This is a genomic window from Paraclostridium sp. AKS73 (genome assembly GCF_025671395.1).
GTDB classification, from domain to species: Bacteria; Bacillota; Clostridia; order Peptostreptococcales; family Peptostreptococcaceae; genus Paraclostridium; species Paraclostridium benzoelyticum.
In genome coordinates, this window is sequence record NZ_JAIXHU010000012.1 from 53,648 (window position 1) to 78,134 (window position 24,487).

The 24,487-nt window shown below is 28.9% G+C and carries 25 protein-coding genes, 2 pseudogenes and 2 other annotated features; of the genes and pseudogenes, 2 read left to right on the forward strand and 25 right to left on the reverse strand.

The features are described 5' to 3' along the window. Positions 1 to 18: 18 nt before the first annotated feature. The 14 genes and pseudogenes from LEQ07_RS08780 to LEQ07_RS08845 form a co-directional block, all read right to left on the reverse strand. Entirely contained in the window at positions 19 to 639 is a 621-nt protein-coding gene (locus tag LEQ07_RS08780) for a hypothetical protein (protein WP_263330272.1), read from the reverse strand. 8 nt (positions 640 to 647) lie between these two features. Next, positions 648 to 812 carry a hypothetical protein gene (locus LEQ07_RS08785; protein WP_263330273.1) on the reverse strand — a complete coding sequence of 55 codons (165 nt, stop codon included), beginning with the start codon at positions 810 to 812 and terminating at the stop codon, positions 648 to 650. Positions 813 to 920: 108 nt separating this feature from the next. Then, positions 921 to 1,817: a cation diffusion facilitator family transporter gene (locus LEQ07_RS08790; protein WP_046821666.1), complete on the reverse strand. Its 897-nt coding sequence runs from the start codon at positions 1,815 to 1,817 to the stop codon at positions 921 to 923. A 184-nt stretch (positions 1,818 to 2,001) separates the two neighbouring features. Then, positions 2,002 to 3,117, reverse strand: coding sequence for a M20/M25/M40 family metallo-hydrolase (locus tag LEQ07_RS08795; RefSeq protein WP_046821667.1), 1,116 nt, complete (start codon positions 3,115 to 3,117; stop codon positions 2,002 to 2,004). Positions 3,118 to 3,210: 93 nt separating this feature from the next. Then, entirely contained in the window at positions 3,211 to 4,323 is a 1,113-nt protein-coding gene (locus LEQ07_RS08800; protein ID WP_046821668.1) for a hypothetical protein, read from the reverse strand. Between the two features lie 70 nt (positions 4,324 to 4,393). Next, positions 4,394 to 5,263 carry a 16S rRNA (adenine(1518)-N(6)/adenine(1519)-N(6))-dimethyltransferase RsmA gene (gene rsmA, locus LEQ07_RS08805; RefSeq protein ID WP_263330274.1) on the reverse strand — a complete coding sequence of 290 codons (870 nt, stop codon included), beginning with the start codon at positions 5,261 to 5,263 and terminating at the stop codon, positions 4,394 to 4,396. A 27-nt stretch (positions 5,264 to 5,290) separates the two neighbouring features. Next, entirely contained in the window at positions 5,291 to 5,821 is a 531-nt protein-coding gene (gene rnmV / locus LEQ07_RS08810; protein ID WP_021430389.1) for a ribonuclease M5, read from the reverse strand. 144 nt (positions 5,822 to 5,965) lie between these two features. Continuing rightward, a complete protein-coding gene (locus LEQ07_RS08815; RefSeq protein ID WP_046821670.1) occupies positions 5,966 to 6,736 on the reverse strand; it encodes a TatD family hydrolase in 771 nt (256 codons plus the stop codon). A gap of 12 nt (positions 6,737 to 6,748) precedes the next feature. Next, entirely contained in the window at positions 6,749 to 8,683 is a 1,935-nt protein-coding gene (gene metG / locus LEQ07_RS08820; protein WP_263330275.1) for a methionine--tRNA ligase, read from the reverse strand. A 55-nt stretch (positions 8,684 to 8,738) separates the two neighbouring features. Then, positions 8,739 to 8,978 (reverse strand) — a binding site (T-box leader). Positions 8,979 to 9,228: 250 nt separating this feature from the next. After that, positions 9,229 to 9,950 (reverse strand): annotated as a pseudogene (locus LEQ07_RS22495) (amino acid ABC transporter ATP-binding protein). 15 nt (positions 9,951 to 9,965) lie between these two features. Then, the gene (locus tag LEQ07_RS08830) at positions 9,966 to 10,685 is read right to left on the reverse strand and encodes an amino acid ABC transporter permease (RefSeq protein WP_263330276.1); all 720 of its coding nucleotides are present in this window, start codon (positions 10,683 to 10,685) and stop codon (positions 9,966 to 9,968) included. 17 nt (positions 10,686 to 10,702) lie between these two features. Then, positions 10,703 to 11,512, reverse strand: a complete 810-nt coding sequence (locus LEQ07_RS08835) for a transporter substrate-binding domain-containing protein (protein ID WP_263330277.1) — start codon at positions 11,510 to 11,512, stop codon at positions 10,703 to 10,705. A 218-nt stretch (positions 11,513 to 11,730) separates the two neighbouring features. Next, positions 11,731 to 11,940 (reverse strand) — a binding site (T-box leader). A gap of 171 nt (positions 11,941 to 12,111) precedes the next feature. After that, entirely contained in the window at positions 12,112 to 12,636 is a 525-nt protein-coding gene (locus LEQ07_RS08840; RefSeq protein ID WP_046821675.1) for a spore maturation protein, read from the reverse strand. Further along, the gene (locus LEQ07_RS08845; protein ID WP_046821676.1) at positions 12,636 to 13,214 is read right to left on the reverse strand and encodes a nucleoside recognition domain-containing protein; all 579 of its coding nucleotides are present in this window, start codon (positions 13,212 to 13,214) and stop codon (positions 12,636 to 12,638) included. The genes LEQ07_RS08840 and LEQ07_RS08845 overlap by 1 nt, the downstream gene beginning before the upstream one ends. 128 nt (positions 13,215 to 13,342) lie before the next feature. Between LEQ07_RS08845 and LEQ07_RS08850 the strand changes: the two are divergent. Together LEQ07_RS08850 and LEQ07_RS08855 are read left to right on the forward strand one after the other, a co-directional pair. Continuing rightward, positions 13,343 to 14,798, forward strand: a pseudogene (locus LEQ07_RS08850) (nicotinate phosphoribosyltransferase). A gap of 1 nt (position 14,799) precedes the next feature. Next, positions 14,800 to 15,228 carry an Lrp/AsnC family transcriptional regulator gene (locus LEQ07_RS08855; RefSeq protein ID WP_021430395.1) on the forward strand — a complete coding sequence of 143 codons (429 nt, stop codon included), beginning with the start codon at positions 14,800 to 14,802 and terminating at the stop codon, positions 15,226 to 15,228. 29 nt (positions 15,229 to 15,257) lie between these two features. Here LEQ07_RS08855 and LEQ07_RS08860 read toward each other — a convergent pair whose 3' ends face one another. From LEQ07_RS08860 to LEQ07_RS08910, 11 genes are all read right to left on the reverse strand, one after another. After that, on the reverse strand, positions 15,258 to 15,761 hold the full coding sequence (locus LEQ07_RS08860) for a M15 family metallopeptidase (RefSeq protein WP_263330278.1): 504 nt from the start codon (positions 15,759 to 15,761) through the stop codon (positions 15,258 to 15,260). Between the two features lie 32 nt (positions 15,762 to 15,793). After that, a complete protein-coding gene (locus tag LEQ07_RS08865; protein ID WP_263330279.1) occupies positions 15,794 to 15,952 on the reverse strand; it encodes a hypothetical protein in 159 nt (52 codons plus the stop codon). A gap of 179 nt (positions 15,953 to 16,131) precedes the next feature. Then, positions 16,132 to 17,322: a pyridoxal phosphate-dependent aminotransferase gene (locus tag LEQ07_RS08870; protein ID WP_263330280.1), complete on the reverse strand. Its 1,191-nt coding sequence runs from the start codon at positions 17,320 to 17,322 to the stop codon at positions 16,132 to 16,134. 225 nt (positions 17,323 to 17,547) lie between these two features. After that, positions 17,548 to 18,225, reverse strand: a complete 678-nt coding sequence (locus tag LEQ07_RS08875) for an HD domain-containing protein (protein ID WP_263330281.1) — start codon at positions 18,223 to 18,225, stop codon at positions 17,548 to 17,550. Between the two features lie 37 nt (positions 18,226 to 18,262). Continuing rightward, complete coding sequence (gene rsmI / locus LEQ07_RS08880; RefSeq protein ID WP_046821681.1) at positions 18,263 to 19,096, reverse strand: 16S rRNA (cytidine(1402)-2'-O)-methyltransferase; 834 nt, start codon at positions 19,094 to 19,096, stop codon at positions 18,263 to 18,265. After that, on the reverse strand, positions 19,097 to 19,849 hold the full coding sequence (locus LEQ07_RS08885) for a tRNA1(Val) (adenine(37)-N6)-methyltransferase (RefSeq protein ID WP_021430351.1): 753 nt from the start codon (positions 19,847 to 19,849) through the stop codon (positions 19,097 to 19,099). Between the two features lie 279 nt (positions 19,850 to 20,128). Continuing rightward, the gene (locus LEQ07_RS08890; protein ID WP_046821683.1) at positions 20,129 to 21,013 is read right to left on the reverse strand and encodes a PSP1 domain-containing protein; all 885 of its coding nucleotides are present in this window, start codon (positions 21,011 to 21,013) and stop codon (positions 20,129 to 20,131) included. Next, positions 21,010 to 21,945, reverse strand: a complete 936-nt coding sequence (locus LEQ07_RS08895; RefSeq protein ID WP_021430405.1) for a DNA polymerase III subunit — start codon at positions 21,943 to 21,945, stop codon at positions 21,010 to 21,012. Before LEQ07_RS08895 ends, LEQ07_RS08890 begins: the two co-directional genes overlap by 4 nt. Before the next feature lie 2 nt (positions 21,946 to 21,947). Continuing rightward, the gene (locus tag LEQ07_RS08900; protein ID WP_046821685.1) at positions 21,948 to 22,637 is read right to left on the reverse strand and encodes a dTMP kinase; all 690 of its coding nucleotides are present in this window, start codon (positions 22,635 to 22,637) and stop codon (positions 21,948 to 21,950) included. A 76-nt stretch (positions 22,638 to 22,713) separates the two neighbouring features. Continuing rightward, complete coding sequence (locus tag LEQ07_RS22500) at positions 22,714 to 22,908, reverse strand: hypothetical protein (protein ID WP_317852051.1); 195 nt, start codon at positions 22,906 to 22,908, stop codon at positions 22,714 to 22,716. Then, entirely contained in the window at positions 22,905 to 24,128 is a 1,224-nt protein-coding gene (locus LEQ07_RS08910) for an aminotransferase class I/II-fold pyridoxal phosphate-dependent enzyme (protein ID WP_263330282.1), read from the reverse strand. Before LEQ07_RS08910 ends, LEQ07_RS22500 begins: the two co-directional genes overlap by 4 nt. Between the last annotated feature and the right edge of the window lie 359 nt (positions 24,129 to 24,487).

Consider the following 24,487-nt stretch of genomic DNA (forward strand, 5'->3'; position numbering starts at 1 on the left):
TAGGGTTAAGCCCTATTTTTATTTGTTTCCAATCTTAAATATATCATTTTTTAAATATTCATATAATCCATTATGAACTTCATAATATGCAGTTGCTTTATCTGATGTTATTTTAACATAATCATTACCCATTGTTTCTAATGTAGTAGAGTAACCATCACCATGAATTTTAATAGTAAAGTTATATTCACTTCTTTCTTTACTCTTTTCTGGTTGAATTTTTCCAACTAATCTCTTTACAGATATTTTATAAGCTAAATCATCATATTTCCATTTCCACGGTTTTTTCACTTCATCTTTGTATATTATTTCTACACTATCCCAAGTTTTATATTTCTTTACAGAATCTATAGATGTATATATACTTTCTTGAAGCAACTTGTCAAATGCTTGTTTTTCTGATACTGGAATTTTATAAAACTCCTCTTTATTTACTGTATAAATTCTAAAGTAATCTAAGTCTGTAGAAAATCTAATTCCATTGTCCATGTAAGCTTCATATTTACTTTCGTAATTACTAGGCTTTCTAACTTCTTTAAATTTTGTAGAGAAAAACTTTATTTGATCCCAGTAATCTTTTTCTATCCTTACATCCTTTAATTTATCATCTGAAATATACACAGTATCAGTCTCTTTCATTTGAGAAATTAAAGTTTTATTATCGGATTCTGTACTTTTATCTTGAACTTTAACAGGTTCACTACTTTCTTGTTGTTTTGAGAAATAAATATATGTACCTGCATATACAACGAAAAAACAATAATCCCTATAAGTATGATTACACGTTTTTTTATTTTTCTTTTCTTTGCCATAAAAGCTCCCCCCTATATAATTACGATTTTATTATACTATAAAATTCACAAACTAAAAAGCACTACAATTTAATCATAGTGCTTTTTTATTACTTTTAAAATTTTTTATTATTTTTTACATGAATTTCCTGGGCAATTTATACATGGTTCTACATGAACTGTTATTCCTTTGACAAACTGCATGTCTTTTATTATCCTTTTTTCTAATTTCGTGGCGATTTCATGCCCTTCATATACAGTTAAATCTCTATTTACACATATAGTTAAATCCACATATGCAGTTGCACCATGTTTTCTTGTTCTAATTTCACCTAAGTTGATTACACCCTCTGTTCCTTCAGCTATGCTTATAATTTGTTTTTCTTCTTCTGTATCAATAGAATAGTCCATAAGTTCATTTGCTGAATTTTTCAATATATCAAATCCAACCTTTGCAACAAATAAAGCAACTACTATAGAAGCAATAGGATCTAATGCTTTAAATCCTAACATAGCTCCTCCTATACCTATAAATGCTGCTATAGATGAAAGAGAATCTGATCTATGATGCCATGCATCTGCTTTTAATGATGGTGAATTTATTTTTTGAGCTATTTTTATTGTTATTCTATATTGATACTCTTTTATAGCTATTGATATAACAGATACTACTAATGGTAAAACTGTGGGGATTTTAACACTATTTAAATTAAATAATGATTTTAATGCATCAAATCCTATTTTTACAGATACCACTATTAATAATATAGAAAGTAAAAAAGATACCAATGTCTCAGCTTTTTCATGTCCATAATTGTGATTTTCATCATTGGGAGCATTAGCTATTTTGTTTCCTATTAAAACTCCTACCGAGCTAATAATATCAGATGCTGAATGTAGTCCATCTGCAACCATAGCGTTAGATTTACCTACCATACCTGCAAATATTTTTATAAAAGTTAAAATAACATTCCATACTATAGATTTTATTGTTACCTTATTTGCTTCATCATACCTTGTTTCCACTTAATTTTCCTCCTTTTAATACTATCTTTTATTTTACTATCCATTTTTATTCACATTTAAACTTATATTAAATATTAAGTGCAATAAATTATAGTTATAATTCAATATTAATTATCATTTATCTTTAAAATGAAAAATCACCCAACAAATGTTGGGCGATCTTTATATTATATCATATATTTGATTAAGCTTCTTTAATTATTTCTAATACTGCTCTTGAAGAATTTATTATATCTTCTATAGCTATATATTCTTCTAATGTATGAGCATTTTTCATACCTATTCCTAAGTTTACAGCTTTTACGCCATTTCCATTTAATACGTTAGTGTCACTTCCTCCACCTGTTGCTGCTGTATAAGCTTCTATTCCTAAGTTAGAGAATGCTTTTTTAGCAAGTTCTACTATTTCTTCATTATCATCCATTTTGAATGGTGCATAACATCTAGTTACTTTAGCTGTTACTTCTGCTCCCATAGCTTCTCCTGCTTTTTTAAATTCTTCTACCATATGGTTAGTTTGAGCTTCTAATTTACCTACTTCTAAACTTCTAGCCTCTGCAACTATTTCAAGTTCTGGCATAACTATGTTAGTAGCTATTCCTCCATTAACTATACCTATGTTTGCAGTAGTTTCTTCATCTATTCTTAATAACTTCATATTTTCTATAGCCTTAGAAGCTACCATTATAGCACTTACTCCATTTTCTGGTTGTAATCCTGCATGTGCTGGCTTACCTTTTATAGTTATTTCTATTTTATCTTGAGCCGGAGCTTTTGTTATTATTTCTCCTGGAGATCCACCGCTATCTAAAACGAATGCAAAATCTGGGCTTACTTTAGAATAATCTAAGTATTGAGCTCCAAATAATCCACCTTCTTCCCATATAGAGAATACTACTTCTATATCAGCGTGGTCTATATTGTTTTCTTGTATAACTCTTAAAGCTTCTAATATAGCTGCTATACCAGCTTTATCGTCAGAACCTAAAACTGTAGTTCCATCACTTTTTATTATTCCAGTAGCTTCATCTATTATAGGTTTTATTCCTTCTCCTGGGCTAACTGTATCCATGTGAGAACTGAATAAAATAGTTTTACCTTCTCTGTTTCCTTTTAATTTAGCTATTACGTTTCCTGTTTCTCCTCCAACTTTTGTTCCAGCTTCATCTATGCAAACTTCGCATCCTATAGCTTCTAACTTTTCTACTAAAGCCTTTGCAACTTTGCCTTCTTTAGCTGAAGGACTATCTATTTTTACTAATTCAATGAATTCGTCTATTAATCTTTGTTTGTTTATCATCTTAAATCTCCTCCTTGGTATATGTGATATATACATTGTAATTTATATTGGTAGTTTTTTCAAGAGAAAACGATATTTTAAAACTAGTGCCAATTATTTTACAATTTTTCTAGTTCTAGAATCTACAAGACATATCCAGTATCCTAATTTATCACTTCTGTCATCGCAAGGCTTATACATATCAAATCCTGTATGTCCTTGATCAGGCTGTTCATTTTTATTACCTGGAATTGCATATATATAATTTTTACGTTTATTATATTCATCATATTCAACACCAAATAAATAGTGTCTATATCTATAAGCTTGTAAAACTATATCACTATACATCGTATAATTTAGAGTATTTACATATCCTAAATAAGGCATTGTATAACCACACATAGTCATTGGTGTTATTTCTATTTTCCACCATCTAGTATTATCAAAGCTTTCATTTACAAATGGTTTCACTTCTTTAAACATTTTTAATCCTTTTTTTATTTGTCTAGGCATTAATAAGTTTCTTATTTTAGTTGTTTCAACTTCTTCATATTCTATATTTTCATTTACCTGTTTTATATCTTCAACTTGTTTGCTATATTTATTTTGTTTTTGTTTCTGACTTTGATTTTGATTTCTATTATTGTTATTAGGAACATATTCTTGTTTAGGCTCTGTGTATTCATCTTCTATCTCTTCTTCTTGATCACCTTCTTCTACTTCTATATACTCTAAATATTCATATTCATATTCGCTATCTTCATCTTCTACATCAATATACTCAACTTCTTCGTATTCATATTCATCATCTTCTATTTCTTCATATTCTCCATATTCTTCATTTTCAGCAAATATTAGTTCTTCATAATTTTCTAATTTACTTCCTTTAAAACCTATTAAAGGAATACTTTTTTCGTATGTTAAAGCTATGGATTTAATATTTGAAGTATTTTCATCTAAACTTAAAGCAAATTCCCCTTTTCCTTGCTCGCTTAAAACTATATTTCCTAAATCTACAGTGTTATAATCTTCTAATATCGCAACTACTTTATATCCTTCTCTAACATATTTTAAGTTTTCTACATAAAGAGCAACTAGTGATTTATCTTCTGTCACTTCAACTTTTGCAAAAGCTTTAGGTAAAACTCTGTCTTTATATCTGAAATTCATATCCTTGGCTTCTAAAATTATATAATCTCTTTTATATCTCTTTTTAGTACTCAAAGTTATCCCCCCTATAAAAAATATAAATCCCTCTAAACATTATATGTTTGGACATGCAAAAAAGTACCTTCTATTTAGAAGGTACTTTTTTATTTACACAGTTTGCAAGATTTGCAAATTCTTCGATAGATAGAGTTTCACCTCTTCTTTTCTCATCTATATTTGCTTCTTGTAAAACTTCTCTTATTTCATCTTTATCTAAGAACCCTAAAGTTCCTAGTGCATTTAGTAATGTTTTTCTTCTTTGGCCAAATGCTGCTTTTACAGTTTTAAAGAATATTTCTTCGCTGTCTACTTTGTATTTTTTCTCTTCTCTTACATGAAGACCTATTACTGTTGAATCAACATTTGGTTGAGGTATAAACATATGTCTAGGTGCTTTTGCTACAATTTCTGTATCACAATAATATTGAACTGCTATAGATAATGCTCCATAATCTTTAGTTCCAGGACCTGCATTCATTCTATCTGCAACTTCTTTTTGAACCATAACTACTATATCTGTTACAGGTATATCTTCTTCTAAAAACTTCATTACTATTGGAGTTGTAATATAATATGGAAGATTTGCAACAAGCTTAACTGGCCCTCCACTTAATTTTTCATTTACTAATCCTTGTACATCTACTTTTAATATATCTTGGTTTACAACCTCTATATTTTCAAATTCATCTAAAGTATCTTTAAGTATCGGAATTAAAGTTTTATCTATTTCTATAGCAACCACTTTATCTGCAACTTTTCCCATTTCACGAGTAAGAGTTCCTATTCCCGGTCCTACCTCTATTATTTTGTCACCTTCAGAAAGTCTGGCTCCATCTAATATTTTATCTATTACATTATCATCTATTAAAAAGTTTTGTCCTAATGACTTAGAAAACTTAAATCCATGTTTATCTACTACTTCTTTGGTTTTTCTATGTGACGAAAGTCTATCCATATTTTTCTCCTTTTACCTATCTAGTTTTTATAGAGTCTCTAAAGATTTTTCAAATTCTTCTCTACTAACTCCATAATTATTTAGTCTATTTAAAAATTGTTTTGCATTTCCGTATCCTATACCAAGTATCATTCCTAGCTTATCTCTTCTATGCGATGCATCATCACTTCCTATAAGCCCATTTCTTATTAAGTCTACTTGTCCGAATTCATCTCTTTTATCTGTACTTTCAGTTCTTACCTTCTCAAGAGCTCTTCTTATACTTTCTGGAGTTGCATTTTCAATACCTATGTCTCCATTTTTTTTAGCTTCTTCTCTTGGTAAAAATGCATGTTTACATCCTGGAACTTCTGCAGCTATCTTCTTTCTTATTTTTTCACCAGCAAAATCTGGATCAGTAAATATTATTACTCCTCTTCTTTCTTGTGCAGCTTTTATTCTTTCCATAACTCCCTTAGGAAATCCAAATCCACCTGTAGTTATTAATTCTGCATCTAATGCTCTTTTTACAGCAGTTACATCGTCTCTTCCTTCTACTACTATTATTTCCTTTATCATCTAATCACCTTTTCGCTCATTTTACTTAATATCTTTATATTTTAAGCTTTATGCTAAATTTTATCAAGGCTACAAATCAGATTGTTCCTTAATTTAAATATTTTTATACAAAATAAAGGGATGTCTTAGACACCCCCTTTATCTTTATTTTATATTGAAAAATCTTTTAGCATTTTCTTTTGTAACTTCACAAACCTGCTCATATGAAATTCCTTTTTCTTGAGCTATTTTATCAGCTACAAATTGAACTAAAGAAGGATCATTTCTTTTTCCTCTATGTGGTTCTGGAGCCATATATGGAGAATCAGTCTCTATAAATAAATACTCAAGAGGTATTTCTCTAACAACTTCTCTAGTTTTTTTGTTATTTTTAAATGTTACAGTTCCTGGTATAGATATTAAGCATCCCATTTTAATATATTCTTTAGCAAGTTCTACATTCCCGCTATAACAATGAAGAACACATCCTATTTCAGGACTTTTTGTGTTTTTTATTATTTCAAATGTATCTCCATGTGCATCTCTATCATGAATTATTATAGGTAATTTAAGTTCATTAGCTAGTTCTATTTGTCTTTTAAACCATTCCTTTTGAGTTTCTCTAGGAGAGTTATCATAATAGTAATCTAAACCAATCTCACCTATAGCTTTTACTTTTTCATTTTGAGTAGCAAGTTTTCTTAATGTTTCTATATCATCTTCGTTCATTTCACCTACATCATGAGGATGAACTCCGACTGCAGCATATATAAAATCATATTTATTAGCTAATTCTACACTGCTTTTAGATGTTTCTATACAAGCTCCTGGATTTAAAACTAAATCTACGCCTTTATTTTTAAGAGAATTTATTAATTCTTCTCTATCTTCATCAAATCTTTCATCATTTAAATGTGCATGTGAGTCAAATAACATTTTGTCATCTCCTTATCTAACTTCGCAACCGTCTTTAGCTCCTTCTGTGAATGGTACGACTAAATCATCTCCATTATCTCCTGCAGCTAATATCATTCCTTGTGATTCTACCCCTCTTAATTTAACAGGTTTTAAATTACATACTACTGTAACTTCTTTTCCTATTAAATCTTCTGGCTTATACCATTTAGCTATTCCTGAAACTATTTGTCTTGTCTCTGGACCTACTTTTACTTGTGATACTAAAAGTCTATCTGCTTTTGGATGTTTTTCACAGCTTACAATTTTACCTATTCTAAGCTCAATTTTATCTAAATCATCTATAGATATTTCTGGTTTATGTTCTAATGGCGCTTCTACTTCTTCTTTTTTCTCTGAAAATAATTCTTGTAGTTCTTCTACTTCTTTTTCTATATCTAATCTTGGGAATAATGCATTTCCTTTTTCAACCTTTGTATTTTCTTTTATTAATCCAAAAGTTTTAGTACTTTCCCAAGTAGTTAAACTCTCATCATTTATTCCTAATTGTCCATATATCTTTTTAGCAGTATCGTTCATCATTGGATTTATAAGAGTTGCTACTATTCTTATAGATTCACATAAATTATATAACACTACATCTAATTCATCTTTTTTAGCTTCATCTTTAGCTAAAGCCCATGGCATAGTTTCGTCTATATATTTATTAGTTCTTCTTATTAATTTCCAAGCTGATTCTAAAGCTTCATTAAATTGAAGTTTATTCATTTCTATTTCAAAGTTTTCAACTGAATTTTTAGCTGTTTCTTTTAAATTATCATCAAACTCAGTACTTACTTTTGGCATTGGTATTATTCCTTCGTTATACTTCTCAACCATAGAAACAGTTCTACTTACTAGGTTTCCTAAATCATTTGCTAAATCTGAATTAAGTCTAGTTACAAAGTTTTTGTGAGTATAATTACCATCTTGACCAAATGCAAATTCTCTTAATAAAAAGTATTTAAGAGCATCTACTCCATATCTTTCTATCATCTGTTCTGGGTATACTATATTTCCTTTAGATTTACTCATTTTGTCGTTATCAAATAATATCCACCCATGACCATATACTTGTGTAGGCATCTCTTCACCTAAAGCCATTAATATAGCTGGCCATATTATAGTATGGAATCTCATTATTTCTTTTCCTACTATATGAACATTAGCTGGCCAATACTTCTTGTATTCAGAATCATCTTCACTCATATATCCTAAAGCTGTTATATAGTTACATAACGCATCTACCCAAACATATATAACGTGTTTTTCATCAAAAGGAACTTTAATTCCCCAATCAAAAGTAGTTCTAGTTACACATAAGTCTTCTAATCCTTTATCTAAGAAGTTTGCAACCATTTCATTTTTTCTAGATACAGGGAAACAGAAGTTAGGATCTGCAAATAACTCTCTTAATCTATCTTCATATTTAGATAGTTTAAAGAAATATGCCTCCTCTTTCGCTATATAAGTATCTCTTCCACAGTCAGGACACTTATTTCCTTCTAATAATTGAGATTCTGTCCAAAAACTTTCACAAGGAGTACAGTATCTTCCTTCATAAGATCCTTTATATATATCACCTTGCTCATATAACTTAGTGAATATTTTTTGTATTATAACTTCATGTCTTTCTTGAGTTGTTCTTATGAAGTCATCATAAGATATATCCATAGTTTTCCATAGTTTTTGTATATCTGCTATCATTCCATCAAGGTACTCTATTTCTGTCATTCCCTTTTCTTTAGCAGTTTTTTGTATTTTTTCACCGTGCTCATCTGTTCCTGTTAAGAATTTTACATCGTACCCACAGAAACGTTTAAATCTTGCTATTGCATCTGCTGCAACAGTTGTGTAAGTATGTCCTATATGTAAATTACCACTTGGGTAATATATAGGAGTTGTAACGTAAAAAGTTGGTTTTGTCATATATATTTTCCTCCTCATTTTCTATATAAATAAAAAACTCGCCTCCTATGATATACATAGGGGCGAGGTTATATTCGCGGTACCACCCTAACTTTATCTAATAAAAAATATTATATTAGATATCTCAAAAGACGATAACGAGTCCATCCGTTTTATCTTAAAAATAGATATTAATCTACTATTCGGATAAAATAGCTCCAAGACCATATTCAATAACTCTTTTAACACTAGCTTTCACCTTATCTAGCTCTCTGTAGGAAAAATAATTATTTACTCATCTCTTCATAGCTTAATTAGTTATTATATTTAACATAAAGTATATGTTATATTCATTGTTTTTGTTAATATTATTTTAATTCTTAGGTAATTATATTTAATCGTGAACTTTAGATTAATATAATTATCAACTCATAAACTTGAGCAACGGACCTGTTTATTAAGGTCGTTGGCGACATGAGAGAAGCGAATTTTTATATAACTTATTAAGCTTAATTTTATTAAATTTACTACATTATGTCAATGTAATTTTCCTACATTGCTATGTTTTATATAACTTTATCAAAGAATTGTTTAGCTCTTATATTTTTTGTATTTTCAAATACATCTTTAGGTGTACCCTCTTCTAGGATATACCCTCCATCCATAAATACAACTTTACTTGCAACTTCTTTAGCAAATCCGATTTCATGAGTTACAACAGCCATAGTCATTCCCTCATCTGCAAGTTCTTTCATAACATCTAAAACCTCTTTAACCATCTCTGGGTCAAGCGCAGACGTAGGTTCGTCAAATAGTAAAACTTCCGGTTTCATGGCTAACGCTCTAGCAATTGCTATTCTCTGTTTTTGCCCTCCTGATAATTGAGATGGATATGCATCTTTTTTATCTAATAATCCAACTCTGTCTAACAAGTTTAAAGCATCTTCAATAGCTTCATCTTTATTTATTTTTTTAATTTAATAGGTGCTATAATTATATTTTCTAGTACTGTCATATTTGGAAATAAGTTAAAATTTTGAAACACCATACCTATATTTTCTCTTACCTTATTAACATCACATTTTTTATCTAGTATATTTTGATTATTAAAAATAATTTCTCCGTTATTTGGTTTTTCTAATAAGTTTAAACATCTTAACAACGTACTCTTTCCAGATCCACTTGGCCCTAAAATAGCTACTATTTCTCCTTTTTTTATATCTAAATTTATATCCTTTAATACTTCTAATTTACCAAATTTTTTCTTTATATTCTTTACTTGGATCATAATTTAACCTCCTTATTAAGCATTAGTAGTTTTGAAAATTTTAAAAGCAGATTTTGATTCTCTTACACTTTTATTTTCAAGTTTTAATTCAAATAATCCAACTAATTTAGATAGTGTAAATGTAAGTACAAAATAAATCATAGCTGCTACTAGTAATGGCTCAAATGCTAAATAAGTGTTTCCTTTGACTATATCTGCACTATACATTAAATCTTGTATTCCTATTACAGAAACTATTGAAGATTCTTTTACCAAAACAATAAATTCATTTGCTAAAGCTGGAAGTACATTTTTCAATGCTTGAGGGATAATTACTAATCTCATACTAGTCGAGTAATCAAATCCTAATGATCTACTAGCTTCCATTTGTCCTTTATCTACTGATTGTATTCCTGATCTAAGAATTTCTGCTATATATGCACTTGAGTTAATAGAAAGTGCCACTATCGCTGATATATACTCAGATGGTATAGGTCCTACATCTGGAAATTTTATTCCTATTGTAGGGAATCCAAAGTAAATTATATATATTTGAACAAGTAAAGGAGTTCCTCTTAAAAATTCTATATATATTGAACCTAAAATACTAAAAATTTTATTTCTTGAAATTCTCGCCATACAAACTATTACTCCAGCTAAAAATCCTAAAATTAGTGTGCATATCGATATTCCAATTGTAATTTTCGTTCCATCTATAAAAAACTGTGAATAATCACTTAAAAAACTAAAATCCATTATAATTTACCTCCTGTTTATTGCGCTAATTGAGTAGCTTTTTGAACAAACTCTTCTATTTTATTTTTAGATTTTAATTCATCCAATGTTTTATTTACTTGATCTACTAAAGTTTTATCTTGAGATTTATCTATAGCTATAGCTGATCCTTCACCTTGATTTTGACCTAAATTTACATTTGATTCTACAAGATCAGGATATTGTTTTAAGTATCCACTTATAGCTTCTTTACTTACTACAGCTGCATCAACATTATTATTTTCTAGCTCTAAAATTACATCTGATATTTTTCCTAAAGATTTTATATCCTTAGTTTTTATAACATCCTTAGCTATAGTTTCTTGTAAACTAGCTTTTTGTACAGCTATATTTGCACTTTTTAAATCTTCAATATTTTTATATTTATCTTTATTAGATTCTTTTACTAAAATAGTATGTTCTCCGTTGTAGTATACATTAGAAAAATTAACAGCTTTTTTTCTTTCCTCTGTTGGGCTCATTCCTGCAATTACCATATCTGCATTTCCTGATTTAATTGCCCCTAATAGACCATCAAACTTCATATCTTTAATTTCTAACTTTACACCTAAATCTTTTGCTATTTCTTCTGCTATCATCATTTCAAATCCTACTATGCTATCTTTTCCATCCACTTTTTTATGGAACTCATACGGAGGGTAATCTGCACTTGTAGCTACCGTTAGTACTCCTTTATCTTTGATTGATTGCAATTGACTTTCATCCTCTTTTGATGATGAACATCCTACTACACCTAAAGTTAAAACTCCTATTAATCCCGTAAACACTACTTTTTTTAATATTTTCATTATAATACCTCCTAATTAATAATTATTAGTAATTGATAATTCATAGTTGCTTTTGTTATAATTTTTCCTTAATTGTCCACTTAAGCATAAAAAAAGCCCCTTAGCAAAATGCTAAGAGACGAAATTATCCGTGGTACCACTCTCATTGATAAGTTAATCAAATATATGCTAATACAAATATAATTCATTATATTAAAAAAGTCTCTTGGTTATAAAAACCAAGAGACGAATTATATCCGCGTTACCACTCTAATTGACAAGTAAACTTATCCACTCTATCCTTTAAGGCAGGCTCACCGATTACCATACTATTATTTCAGGCAACCTTCTCCAAAGCTCTCTTCACAATAAACGTCATTACTAGGCTCACACCAACCCTAGCTCGCTGAAACTCAATTTAATGTTACTCTCTTTTTCATAGAATTTAATTTTGAAATTTTATTATAAACTAATTATAGTGCCTTATTATGTAATTGTAAATAAAAAATTTTAAAATTTAACAAAAAACTTTCTTGTATAAATTCTACAAAATGTTTTTAGCCTATCGAACAATATTGGACATACTATGTATCCGATATTAAATTTTAAGATTGAATATTTTAAGCAAATAATATGTAACATATAAACACAGCCGCTAATACACCTGCAACATGACTCATCATTGCACATGCTAAAGTATGCCTAGTATTTTTTATTTTTAAGCTTCCAAAATATATAGCCATTGTATAAAATATAGTTTCCGATGCTCCAACTATAGTTGCCCCCATTTTCTCAACTAAATTTCCCATCCCTACTCTACTTACAAGTTCATTATACATTCCTAAAGCTCCACTTCCCGATAAAGGTTTAACTATTATAAGGCCTATTAGCTCTTTTGGAATACTAAATAATTCTGCTATAGGCTTAAATATAAACTCTAACATATCAATTCCTTTTCCACTTTTAAATATTCCTATTGCTAAAAATATTCCTATTATGTATGGCAATATGCTCCATGTAGCCTTTAATCCATCTATAGCACCTTTAACAAAACTATCATATATGTCTACACCTTTTATCTTTCCATGGATTACAATCCCTAGAATAATAATAGGTATTATAGAATTTGAAAATAAATCAATCATTACTTATACCTCCTTCTTTGAAGGAATTTACAACTTGTTATTGCAACTATAGTAGATACAATTGTTGCAAATAAAGTTGAAATTATTACTTCTCCTGGATTCGATGATCCTCCATCTAACCTTAATTTAATCATGGTAAATGGAATAATTTGTATAGATGAAATATTTATTACTAAAAACATAACCATATCATTTGTAGCTGTATCTTTTCTTTTATTTAAAGTTTGTAATTCATTCATAGCTTTTAATCCAAATGCTGTAGCTCCATTTCCTGCTCCTAACATATTTAAAACCATATTCATAACTATATATGACATAGCTTTATGACCTTTTGGAATAGATGGAAATATTTTTTTTAAAATAGGATATAATATATCCCCTATTTTATTTATTAATCCAGAATCTTTAGCTATATTCATAATCCCCATCCAAAGGGCCATTATTCCGGCTAAACTTACTGCAAATTCAATTCCTTTAGATGATTCATTCAATATAACTTCATTTAATTGTGCTAAATTGTTTGTACATATGCTTCCTACTATCCCAATTGAAATCATCCAAAACCATATTTTTCCCATATAAATCTACCCCCTCTTATGAATTTTATGATAGTAAGTTCCCATATTATACTTGAAACTTATCCTATATTATGTTTTAGTATACTTATGTAATTTTTTATATTTTTAGGGTAATAAGGAGATATATAATGAAAAATTTAACACTTCTTACTGACTTATATCAGCTTACTATGATTAATGGATATTTTGAGAATGGTGTTCATGATGATATAGTCGTATTTGATATGTTTTTTAGGAAAAACGCTTGCAAGGGTGGGTATACGATTGTTTGTGGTATAGATCAACTAGTTGAGTACATAAATAACCTTAATTTTTCCAACAGTGACTTGGAATACCTTAGGGGCCTAAACTTATTCTCAGATGAATTTTTAGATTTCTTAAAAGATTTTAAATTTACAGGAGATATTTATTCTGTTCCTGAAGGAACTGTAATGTTCCCAAATGAACCGATAATAAGGATTAAAGCACCACTTTATCAAGCTCAACTTATTGAAACTGCATTGCTTACAATAGTAAACTTCCAGTCACTAATAGCTAGTAAAGCTTCAAGAGTTTGCTTTGCAGCTCAAGGTGATTCAGTATTAGAATTTGGATTAAGACGTGCTCAAGGTCCAGATGCAGGAATATATGGTGCAAGAGCAGCTATAATCGGGGGATGTAGTGCCACTGCAAATGTACTCGCAGGGAAAATGTTTGATATCCCTATAGTTGGAACTCATGCTCATAGCTGGGTTCAAAAATTCGATTCTGAATTAGAGGCATTTGAAGCTTATGCAAAAATTTATCCAGATAAGTGCCTTTTATTAGTAGATACTTATGATGTTTTAAATAGTGGAGTTCCTAATGCAATTAAAGTCTTTAAAGATTTAAAGACTAAAGGCTATAAACCAGTTGGAATCAGACTAGACTCTGGTGATTTAGATTATTTATCTAAAGCATGTAAAAAAGTATTAGATTCAGAAGGTTTCACGGATATACAAATAACAGCATCTAATGATTTAGATGAATATGCTATATCAAGCTTAAAATCATCTGGTTCTCCAATTAATTCTTGGGGAGTTGGAACAAAACTAATAACTTCAGCTGATTCTCCATCATTAGGCGGAGTTTATAAACTGGTAGCATCTTTTAAAAATAACCAAATCGAACCAAAAATAAAAATTTCTGAAGATCCAGAGAAAATTACTAATCCTGGATACAAAAAAGTTGTTAGAATATATAATAATCAGGGAAAAGCTGAAGCAGATTTAATAATGCTTGAAGATGAGGTTCTAGATACTACAAAACCATTGACTGTGTTCCATCCAGTATATACATGGAAGAAAAAACATTTAAAAATTATACAATCAGAGAACTTTTACAACCTTTATTTGTTAATGGAAATTGTGTATATGAAAAAGATCAGTGTCTGAAATAAAAAAATATGCTCAAAATGAACTAAATACTTTATGGAGAGAATATAGACGACTAGTCTATCCTCAAACATACAAAGTTGACTTATCTGAAAATCTTTGGAATCTAAAAAATTCTATGCTAGACACTAAAAAATGTTTAACTAATATCGAAAGTCGAAAGGAGTTTTAATATGGATGCAACAGATTTTAAAATTATAGAACTACTGCAAGAAGATGGTAGAATTTCCATGAAGGATTTAGGTAAAATAGTAGGTTTAACATCACCTGCAGTTTCAGAAAGAGTTAAAAGGTTAGAAGAATCTGGAGTTATTAAAGGCTATAAAGCTATCGTAAATCCAGATAAATTAGGAAGAGTAATTAAATCTTTTATAAATATATCTTTACCTAGTGAAAACTATCAATCTTTTATAGACTACGTTAAACGTGATAACCGTATTGTTGAATGTCATCACATAACTGGGGATGATTGTCTTTTACTAAAAGTTATAGTTCCAGATATGTATGCACTTGAACAAGTAATTGATAAAATTAAGCAAGTAGGAAGAACTAAAACATCTGTTATTCTTTCAACAATAATCGAAGGTAAATCTATATTATAAATAAAATAGAGGATGATTTTTTTCATCCTCTATTTTAATCCCAAATATTCTTCTAGTGTTAAATCATTCATTTTAAAATTCTTACTATGCTCTTTACCTACATATCTATAGTGCCAAGATTCATACATATACCCAGTTATATCTTCTTTACCTTTTGGGTATCTAAGTATAAATCCATACTTATATGCATTTTCATACAACCACTTAGCTTGTGGTGTATTGTCAAACCATGGCCCTATTGATTTTTTATAATTTCCATTTGATATATCTAAAGCTAGTCCTGTTTGATGTTCACTAAACCCTGGTACTGAAGAGTATCTATCAGCAGCTTCTTTTCCATCTCTTTGAACATAATTATTATATAGTTGAACTTGTGTATCATAACTTCTATATCCGCTTCTTACATTTATTTCAAGTCCATCTTTCTTTGCAGCTTCTTGCATTTCTTTAAAAGCTTCCATTGCTTCATAATCTTCACTTCCACTTGCTGGAGCATATTCACTAGGAAGACCATAATCTTTATTCGCAACCAATATTCCATCTATATAAAGAGGTTGTATACCTTCTATATACTCACTTCTTTCATGCTTTGGTTTTTTTCTATAGATTCTATTTTATCCTCATTTACATCTGCATAAGTATCCTTTTCTTTTGATGATACCATGCTATACGTTTGGAATACAACAATTGCTATAACTATAGCTACTATGCCTTTCTTTAACATAAATTACCCCCATTATTCTATTTTTCAAACAATATTTATTATTATACTCCAAAATATTACTTAGTTCTATAATATATGACCTTTGTAATCTAATTGACATTATATAAATCAAAAATAAAAAAGCTATCTTAACAAGTAGAATATAAATCTACAAGTTAAAATAGCATGTTAATTCTTAATTATAAAGTTATAGCTTTCTCTATTCTCTCTAGACCCTCTTTTATATTTTCTAATGATGTTGCATAAGAGAGTCTTATGTAATTATCATTTCCAAATCCTATTCCTGGAACAACAGCTACTTTTGCATCATCTAATAAATAATCAGCAAAGTCTATTGAATTTTTTATTTCTTTTCCATTTAAAGTTTTACCTAATAGTTTACTTATATTTACCATTACATAAAAAGCCCCTTGTGGTTTTAAGCATGATAAATTTTCTATAGAGTTAACTTTATCAACCATGAAGTCTCTTCTTTCTTTAAATGCTTCAAGCATTTCCTTCAATGTATCCTCTGGAGCATTTAAAGCAGCTATTGTAGCATATTGAGCTATAGTATTTGGATTTGAAGTAGCATGACTTTGGAAATTTGACATAGACTTAGCTATTTCTTTTTTACAAGCAGTGTATCCTATTCTCCATCCTGTCATTGCATAAGCTTTTGCTACCCCATTTACAACTATTGTTAAATCTTTTATATCTTCATTAAAAGATGCTATACTTTTGTGAGTTCCTTCATATAATAGTTTTTCATATATTTCATCTGAGATTACATATATATTATTTTTCACAGCTAAATCAGCTATAGCTTTTAAATCTTCTTCTTTATAAGCTGTTCCAGTTGGATTATTTGGTGTATTTAATATTATCGCTTTAGTTTTATCTGTTATTGCAGATTCTAAAGCTTCAACTGTGTATTTAAATTCAGCTTCTTCTGGACACTCTACAAATACAGGTTTTGCATCTACTAATCTTATTAATTCTGGATAACTTACCCAATATGGATTAGGAACTATTACTTCATCTCCAGGATTACATATCGCTGATAAAGTATTAAATAATGAGTGTTTAGCTCCATTAGAAACAACTATTTGATCTTTAGTGTATTCTAAGTTATTATCTCTTTTTAATTTATCACATATAGCTTGCTTTAAACTATCCATTCCTGAAGCAGCAGTATACCCTATACTCTCATTTTCTATAGCATCTATAGCTGCATCTCTTATGTGTTTGGGAGTTCTAAAATCAGGTTCCCCTGCCCCAAATCCTATTATATCTACGCCTTGAGCTTTTAAGCTCTTAGCTTTTGCAGTTATAGCTAATGTTACTGATGGTTGAATTGATTTTAATTTATTTGATATATCTTTTCTCATTCCTTATCCTCCCCAAGCTTAAGTCAATTATAAAATCGTTTTCCAAAGCATTGTTTTTTAACCTTTTTTAAATAAAATCTTTAAATATAAACGTAATAAAAGTGTATTAATTTAAAAAATTAACACACTTTTATAATATACAAATTTTTTGCAAATTGTCTATATCTTAATATTAAATAAAATTTTACTATACCTATATTCCAACGACTTTGCCTTTTATCTAAACTAACCTCTCTCATATCGATATATGTAGTTAGTTATTGCATAGTCCATATAAGATTTAATTATACCCATGTCTTCATCTGGTCTTATTAATTTTCGAGTTGATACTATATCAACATATCCTATAAGGAATATATCTATACTTTCATCTTTTAGGTCATCAAATATATTAAATAATCTTTCTTTGGACATATCATTATTTCTGTATAATTCAAGTAATGACATATGATATCTAATATATTTGTATAAAATAGATGAATTTAACTCACTTAAATTTAATATTTTAGATATTTCTAATGATTTATTCGCTCCTAATATTTCGTGTTTTTTAAAATGAATTCTTCCATTATCATCAACAGTTTGAGCTATCGGTTTACCCATATCATGCAGGAATATCCCTAATTTTATAAGATCTATTTTTTTCATTCCATTTTCTAATTCTTTGTTTAAAGATTCAAATACCCTATGTTTTAAATGGGTTTCAAAAAAGTTTTCTTCCTTTACAATATCTTCAAATAATTTAACAGCTAGAATTGAATGTTCAAAGCAGTTTATGACATGATATTTGCATTCACCTACACACTTCATATCACTGGTAATAGGCAATAGTTTTGCTAAATCTCCTGACTCATCCATTTTTTTAATTGAATCAACTGTATTTTTACTTTTTATACAATCCATTAGTTTTTTACTAATGTCATGTTTTATCACCTCTATTTTATAAATCTAGAACTTGTTTATATACTATATCTTTCTTTAATTTTCTTTCTTTACACACAGTTTTAATTGCATCTTTTTTGCTTATACCTTTTTCCATAAGCTTTGCTACATACTCTCTATCATTTAAATCATCATATTCGCAAACTTTTTCGACTTCTCCTTTAAATCCTTCAACTATAAGTACAAATTCTCCTTTTACTTCTCTTTCATTAAAAATTTCTATACAACCTTGTATATCTTTTCTTATTATTTCTTGATATTTTTTAGTTAATTCTCTATTTATAGATATAGATCTATTCCCTAATATTTTTAGCATATCTTTTAAAGTATCTTTTAGTCTATGCGGAGATTCATAAAATATAATAGTTCTTTTCTCATATTGTAATTCTTCTAGTTGTGCTCTTCTTCTTTTTTTATCTCTATCTAAAAAGCCTTCAAATGCAAATTTTCCAGTTTCAAGCCCTGATCCTATTAATGCCGTTATAGATGCAGTAGGCCCAGGTAATACAACTACCTCAATATCATTTTCAATAGCCTGTTTTATTACTTCTTCTCCAGGGTCTGATATCCCAGGCATTCCAGCATCACTTATCAACGCTATATTTTCTCCGCTTAATAATTTATTTATTAAATATCCGCCTTTATTATCTTTATTGTATTCATGGTAACTTGTTAATGGTTTCGATATTTCAAAATGATTTAGAAGTTTAATACTATGTCTAGTATCTTCTGCTGCTATTAAATCAACTTCATTTAAAACTCTTAAAGTTCTATATGTTATATCTTCTAAATTTCCAATTGGAGTTCCACATACATATAATTTTCCACTCATTTACTTTTCTCCTATATCTTGATTTGCATATATGTCATCAATTTCTTTAGTATAATTTCCATCCTCATCATAAACATATAATGGATCTAATATTTTTAAATCTGGTCTTCCACCCTTAGTAAATTGAACTAACATTATGTTAGGAGCCTTGCCTTGCTTAGGATGAATAAACTGAATTTGCTTTGGCTCTAACTTATATTGTCTTGCTAATGTTATTATTTCTATCAGTCTAGTTGGTCTGTGGATCATGTAAAACTTACCTGTATCTTTCAATAGTCTAGATGCTGATCTTATAACATCTTCTAAATTACATTTTACTTCATGTCTTGATATAGCCTTTTTATCATTTGGATTTTTTATTCCATTATCGTGCATGTATGGAGGATTCGAAGTAACTACATCAAACTTGTTAACTTCTAAAGTTTTATCTATTACTTTTATATCTCCATTTACAATTTTAACCCTATCTTGTAAGTCATTTAATAGTACAGATCTTGAAGCCATCTCATAAACTTCTTCTTGAATCTCTACACCTATAATTTCCTTAGCTTCACTTTTACCAGCTATTAATATTGGTATTATACCTGTTCCTGTTCCTAAATCTACTACACTAGCACCTCTTTTTACTTTAGCAAAATTAGCTAGTAAAACAGCATCTACTCCAAAACAAAATCCAGTTGTGTCTTGTATCAACCTTAGTCCTTTTAATTGAATATCATCTATTCTTTCCGTCTCTTTTATTTTTACGTCCATAAATCTACTCCTTAACATTAAAAATTCGCTTCGCTTGAGCAACTACGTCTGCGAACTACTTCATATCGCCAAAATTTCATATCGTCAACGTCCACTCGGCAAGCTCGTGTCCCCGTTACTCAAACGACTTTATCCGTTGCTTAAAATCTTTTTAACGCTCAAAATATAGTGTTTTGATGCAAATAAATTTTTTAGATTATTCACAAATTCCAGCAAGTGTAATTTCTTTAAGCGTTAAAAATTCGCAATTTAAAGGGTAGGAAATATCCTACCCCCCTATTAATCTTCTAATTTTTTTAACTCTCTTAATGTTTCTGCATCAAGTTTTTCATCTTTTTGTCCACATCCAGAACATTTCTTGGCTTCTTGTAAAATCTTTATCTCTTCTTTTTCATAAAGTTTTATATTTTTATCTTGTAATTCCACTTTAATTTGTTCTAAAAGAGGATTAATTTCAATTACTTTTCCTTTTCCATCCGGGGATTGTACTATAGAGCCTACTGTTGGCATTTTTTCTAATGCTTCACTATATACATCATGTTCATATTTTAAGCAGCAGAATAATCTACCACATATGCCTGAAATTTTAGTAGGATTAAGTGATAAACTTTGGTCCTTTGCCATTTTTATAGATACAGGTTGGAAATCCCCTAACCAAGAAGAACAACATAATCTTCTTCCGCATGGTCCAAGTCCACCTATAGATTTAGCTTCGTCTCTTACTCCAATTTGTCTTAATTCTATTCTAGTCTTAAATATAGAAGCTAGATCTTTTACAAGTTCTCTAAAATCTATTCTTCCTTCTGCTGTAAAGTAGAATATTAGCTTATTTCTATCAAATGTATATTCACAATCTATAAGAAACATAGTTAATTCATGTTCTTTTATTTTTTGTTGGCAAACCTCAAAAGTTTCTTTTGCTTTTTCTTTATTTTCTAAATAAATCTTAGTATCTTCTTCTGTTGCTATTCTTACAATAGGTTTTAAAGGTGATACTAACTCACTTTCATCTAATTCCTTAGGTCCTACTACAACCTTGCCATATTCTAATCCCCTTGCAGTTTCTACTACTACATCTACATTTTTCTCTATTTCGAATTCTACAGGGTCAAAATAATATATTTTCCCTGCACTTTTGAATCTAACACCCACTATTCTTATCATTTAATCACCTCATATATATTTAAAGACATCACTTGTATACTCAAATTAAAGTTACAATTACTTCTTAACTTTTTCTTAGTCTCTTCTATTATATCAATAATCTTAGACACTTGAGAATAGTTAATTTTTTTGCTCATATTTTGTAAAAATGTTATTTTATCTATATTTATAATCATATCTTTATTTATATTTTCTTTTAGCATCATTATATCTCTAAAATAATTCAAAGTTATATCCAAAACTTCAATAATATTATCTTTATATTTGTCATACTTACTTGGAAGTTCTAATATATCAACTACATTCTTGTCTAACATAGTTTGTATATTACTTTGAATATCTTCTCTCATTACCATAAAATCTGATGACTCAGACAGTTCTAAAGCTTTGCTTATACTTCCTCTAGAAAATGTAGCTAACATACTAGCTTTTCTATCTTCAATTCCCTTTGTTTTTAAATACTCCTTTAATTCTATAAAAGGTATTGGTAAAAACTTTACTATATCACATCTTGACTTTATTGTATCTAGTAATGAGTTTTTATTATTTGTTAAAAGTATTATTATTACGTAGTTAGGTGGCTCTTCTAATGTTTTTAATAATGCATTTTGAGACTCTATAGTCATTTTTTCTGCATCAGTAATTAAATATATTTTATAGTCTCCATGTGGCTTTATTATAACATCAGTCTGTAAGCTTCTTATTTGAGCTATTTTTATACTTGCACCTTGAGGTTCTATAGATATAAAATCAGGGTTATTCTCAAGATGTTTTGTTTTAAGTAAAAATTTTGCAAACTCCTGTGCAAGTGTGCTTTTACCAACTCCATTTATTCCCTCAAATAAATATGCATGATTTATTTTATCTTTTGTAATAGAGTTTGATAAATATTTTTTAGCAAAACTTTGTCCTATAATATTTTCAAAATACATATCTATTTCTCCATAGAATCTATAGTTTTTTTAACGACTTTATATATTTCTTCATGTATGTTATCTATACTTCTTAATTTTTCATCGTCTATACAATCAATTTTATTCCAATTATACTTGTTTGCTATATATAAAGAGTTATTATATGATCTTGTTAGATAGTCTATATCACTTTCATGTATATCCTTTTTTTCTTCCCCTGTAAATTTATTTTTTCTATTTTCCATAAGTTTTTTACTAAACTCTACAGGAACATCCAAAAATACTACACAATCTGGTTGTGGAATCTTATATAAATTAAACTCAAAGTCAAATAACCAATTTATATATTTATCTCTTTCTTGTTCATCCATTTTCGATGCTTGATGAACCATATTTGAAGTAGTATATCTATCTGCTATTATAATTCCGCCTTCATTATAAAAAGATTCCCATTCCGTTTTAAAAGATGCGTATCTATCTGCTGCGAAGAATGTAGAAGCTACATATGCATCTACATCATTAGCATTTTTCCCGAAGTCTCCATTTAAATACATCTTAACTAGTGAAGCAGAGTCTGATTTATAGTTTGGATATTCGACTTTTTTTACTTTATACCCATCCTCTATTAATCTATTGTATAATTTTTTGGTTTGAGTTGCTTTTCCGCTAGCATCTGAACCACTTTCTATAATTATTAACTTTCCTTTCATTTTTTACACCTATCAATATTGATCACGCTTAATATACTCATATACGTAACTAATATTCTCTTCCTTTCTTATGAATTTAATCTATGTCTATAACTTGAATAAACCTAAGTTCACTATCTTTAACTCCATTAACGTTCATTCCCTTAGATTTACATTCTATAATGTAATCAATAACTTCTTTCGTAATCTCTTCTCCTGGAGATACTAAGCTAACTCCAGGTGGATATGGTATTATATACTCACCTGAAATTTTTCCTATGCTATTCTCTATTTTAACATTTTTTTATCCATATAGAATGCTTCTCTTGGACTTAATATCTTTTTAGGTAATTTAATTGGATACGATACGTTTTTTAAATGACTTTCTTTCTTATAAATTTTATCTATTTCAAATAATACATCTTTTAACTTTACAAATTCACCTTTTGTATTCCCAATTGTTGCAATCAATAAAACACCATAGTAATTAGATAACTCAACCTGTATATTATAATTTTCTCTTAAAATATTTTCTAATTCATGTCCTGTAATCCCAAGTTTCTTTGTATTTAAAAATATTTTAGTATAATCTTTACTTTCATCTACTTTAATATTTTTAAGCTTATAAAGTTCACTTTTAAATTCATCTATATTACTTAAAAGTTTGTCCATCAAATCAAACCCGTTTTTTTCGTATATATCTACAGCTATATCCAAAGATGCCATAAGTAAATATGATGGGCTTGAAGATTCTGTTATTCTCAGCATATTTGTTAACTTATTTATATTTATTCTATTTCCTTTAATATGAATCATAGATGATTGTGTAAAGGATGGTAATGTTTTATGAGTACTTTGTATTACTATATCTACGCCTTGGCTTAATGCTGTCTCTGGTAGCTTCTCACTTAACCCTAAGTGAGCTCCATGGGCTTCATCTATTATAACAGTCATACCTTTTTCATGTGCATAACTACAAATAGACTTTAAATCAAATATATCCCCAAAATAAGTTGGATAAGTCAGAAAAACTGCCTTTGCATCTAAATTTGAGTCTATGACACTTTTTACATCATCAAAGCTAACTCCAGATAAAGTATTACTATCTTTATTTATACTAGGATTAACATAAATTGGATCTATATCTCCAATTATACAGGAATTAATAGCTGATTGATGACAATCTCTATTTAGTATTATTTTTTCTTTAGGATTTACAGAAGCCATTATAGCTGCCTCAATTCCACAAGTAGATCCATTCACTAAATAAAAAGTTTTATCGCTTTTAAATACTTCTGAAGCCCTTTTAAGAGACTCTTTTATACACTCTTCTGGTGAATGTAAATTATCCGTCCCTGGAATCTCAGTTGTATCTAGCTTATATAAATTTTCAAGTATATCTTCATACCCTAGCATTTTATATATAGCGCCTTTCTTATGACCTGGCATATGAAATGATATTATATTATCATCAACTATTTTTCTTAAAGAATCTATTATTGGTGTATTCATTACTTTTAATTTTACTTTAACTTAAATTTCAAGCTAAAGATCCTCCTCCTAAAACATATTGTGGTTATATTAAACAACTATTTCAATCATATAATTATAATCAAGTTTTTTAAAGTATCTTTTATCATTTTTTACTTTATATTTTAATCCCATCTCGTACAAGTGTAATCTTTTTATTTTTATACAACAAAAAGTGGTTGAGACTTAGTTTGTAGCGCAGCGGTCATTCAAAGCATTTTCTCAGCTTTATGACCCAAGCACAAACTAAATATCAACCACCACTTAAATCCACGTAAAATAAAAAAGATTACGCGGCTACGTCCTACTCTCCCAGGCAGCTTCCCACCAAGTACCATCGG

What these genes read in the sequence shown, in the direction of transcription:
- LEQ07_RS08875 (WP_263330281.1), bottom strand. Translation starts at nt 18,225, where the DNA reads ATGGATTGTATAAAAAGTAAAAATACAGTTGATTCAATTAAAAAAATG.
- LEQ07_RS08780 (WP_263330272.1), bottom strand. Translation starts at nt 639, where the DNA reads ATGAAAGAGACTGATACTGTGTATATTTCAGATGATAAATTAAAGGAT.
- metG (WP_263330275.1), bottom strand. Translation starts at nt 8,683, where the DNA reads ATGACAAAACCAACTTTTTACGTTACAACTCCTATATATTACCCAAGT.
- LEQ07_RS08815 (WP_046821670.1), bottom strand. Translation starts at nt 6,736, where the DNA reads ATGTTATTTGACTCACATGCACATTTAAATGATGAAAGATTTGATGAA.
- LEQ07_RS08855 (WP_021430395.1), top strand. Translation starts at nt 14,800, where the DNA reads ATGGATGCAACAGATTTTAAAATTATAGAACTACTGCAAGAAGATGGT.
- rnmV (WP_021430389.1), bottom strand. Translation starts at nt 5,821, where the DNA reads ATGATAAAGGAAATAATAGTAGTAGAAGGAAGAGACGATGTAACTGCT.
- LEQ07_RS08835 (WP_263330277.1), bottom strand. Translation starts at nt 11,512, where the DNA reads ATGAAAATATTAAAAAAAGTAGTGTTTACGGGATTAATAGGAGTTTTA.
- LEQ07_RS08840 (WP_046821675.1), bottom strand. Translation starts at nt 12,636, where the DNA reads ATGATTGATTTATTTTCAAATTCTATAATACCTATTATTATTCTAGGG.
- LEQ07_RS08865 (WP_263330279.1), bottom strand. Translation starts at nt 15,952, where the DNA reads ATGTTAAAGAAAGGCATAGTAGCTATAGTTATAGCAATTGTTGTATTC.
- LEQ07_RS08830 (WP_263330276.1), bottom strand. Translation starts at nt 10,685, where the DNA reads ATGGATTTTAGTTTTTTAAGTGATTATTCACAGTTTTTTATAGATGGA.
- LEQ07_RS08870 (WP_263330280.1), bottom strand. Translation starts at nt 17,322, where the DNA reads ATGAGAAAAGATATATCAAATAAATTAAAATCAATTCAACCATCAGTA.
- rsmI (WP_046821681.1), bottom strand. Translation starts at nt 19,096, where the DNA reads ATGAGTGGAAAATTATATGTATGTGGAACTCCAATTGGAAATTTAGAA.
- LEQ07_RS08785 (WP_263330273.1), bottom strand. Translation starts at nt 812, where the DNA reads ATGGCAAAGAAAAGAAAAATAAAAAAACGTGTAATCATACTTATAGGG.
- LEQ07_RS08890 (WP_046821683.1), bottom strand. Translation starts at nt 21,013, where the DNA reads ATGATAAGAATAGTGGGTGTTAGATTCAAAAGTGCAGGGAAAATATAT.
- LEQ07_RS08910 (WP_263330282.1), bottom strand. Translation starts at nt 24,128, where the DNA reads ATGAATACACCAATAATAGATTCTTTAAGAAAAATAGTTGATGATAAT.
- LEQ07_RS08900 (WP_046821685.1), bottom strand. Translation starts at nt 22,637, where the DNA reads ATGAAAGGAAAGTTAATAATTATAGAAAGTGGTTCAGATGCTAGCGGA.
- LEQ07_RS08795 (WP_046821667.1), bottom strand. Translation starts at nt 3,117, where the DNA reads ATGATAAACAAACAAAGATTAATAGACGAATTCATTGAATTAGTAAAA.
- LEQ07_RS08885 (WP_021430351.1), bottom strand. Translation starts at nt 19,849, where the DNA reads ATGGACGTAAAAATAAAAGAGACGGAAAGAATAGATGATATTCAATTA.
- LEQ07_RS08895 (WP_021430405.1), bottom strand. Translation starts at nt 21,945, where the DNA reads ATGTATTTTGAAAATATTATAGGACAAAGTTTTGCTAAAAAATATTTA.
- rsmA (WP_263330274.1), bottom strand. Translation starts at nt 5,263, where the DNA reads ATGGATAGACTTTCGTCACATAGAAAAACCAAAGAAGTAGTAGATAAA.
- LEQ07_RS08845 (WP_046821676.1), bottom strand. Translation starts at nt 13,214, where the DNA reads ATGGGAAAAATATGGTTTTGGATGATTTCAATTGGGATAGTAGGAAGC.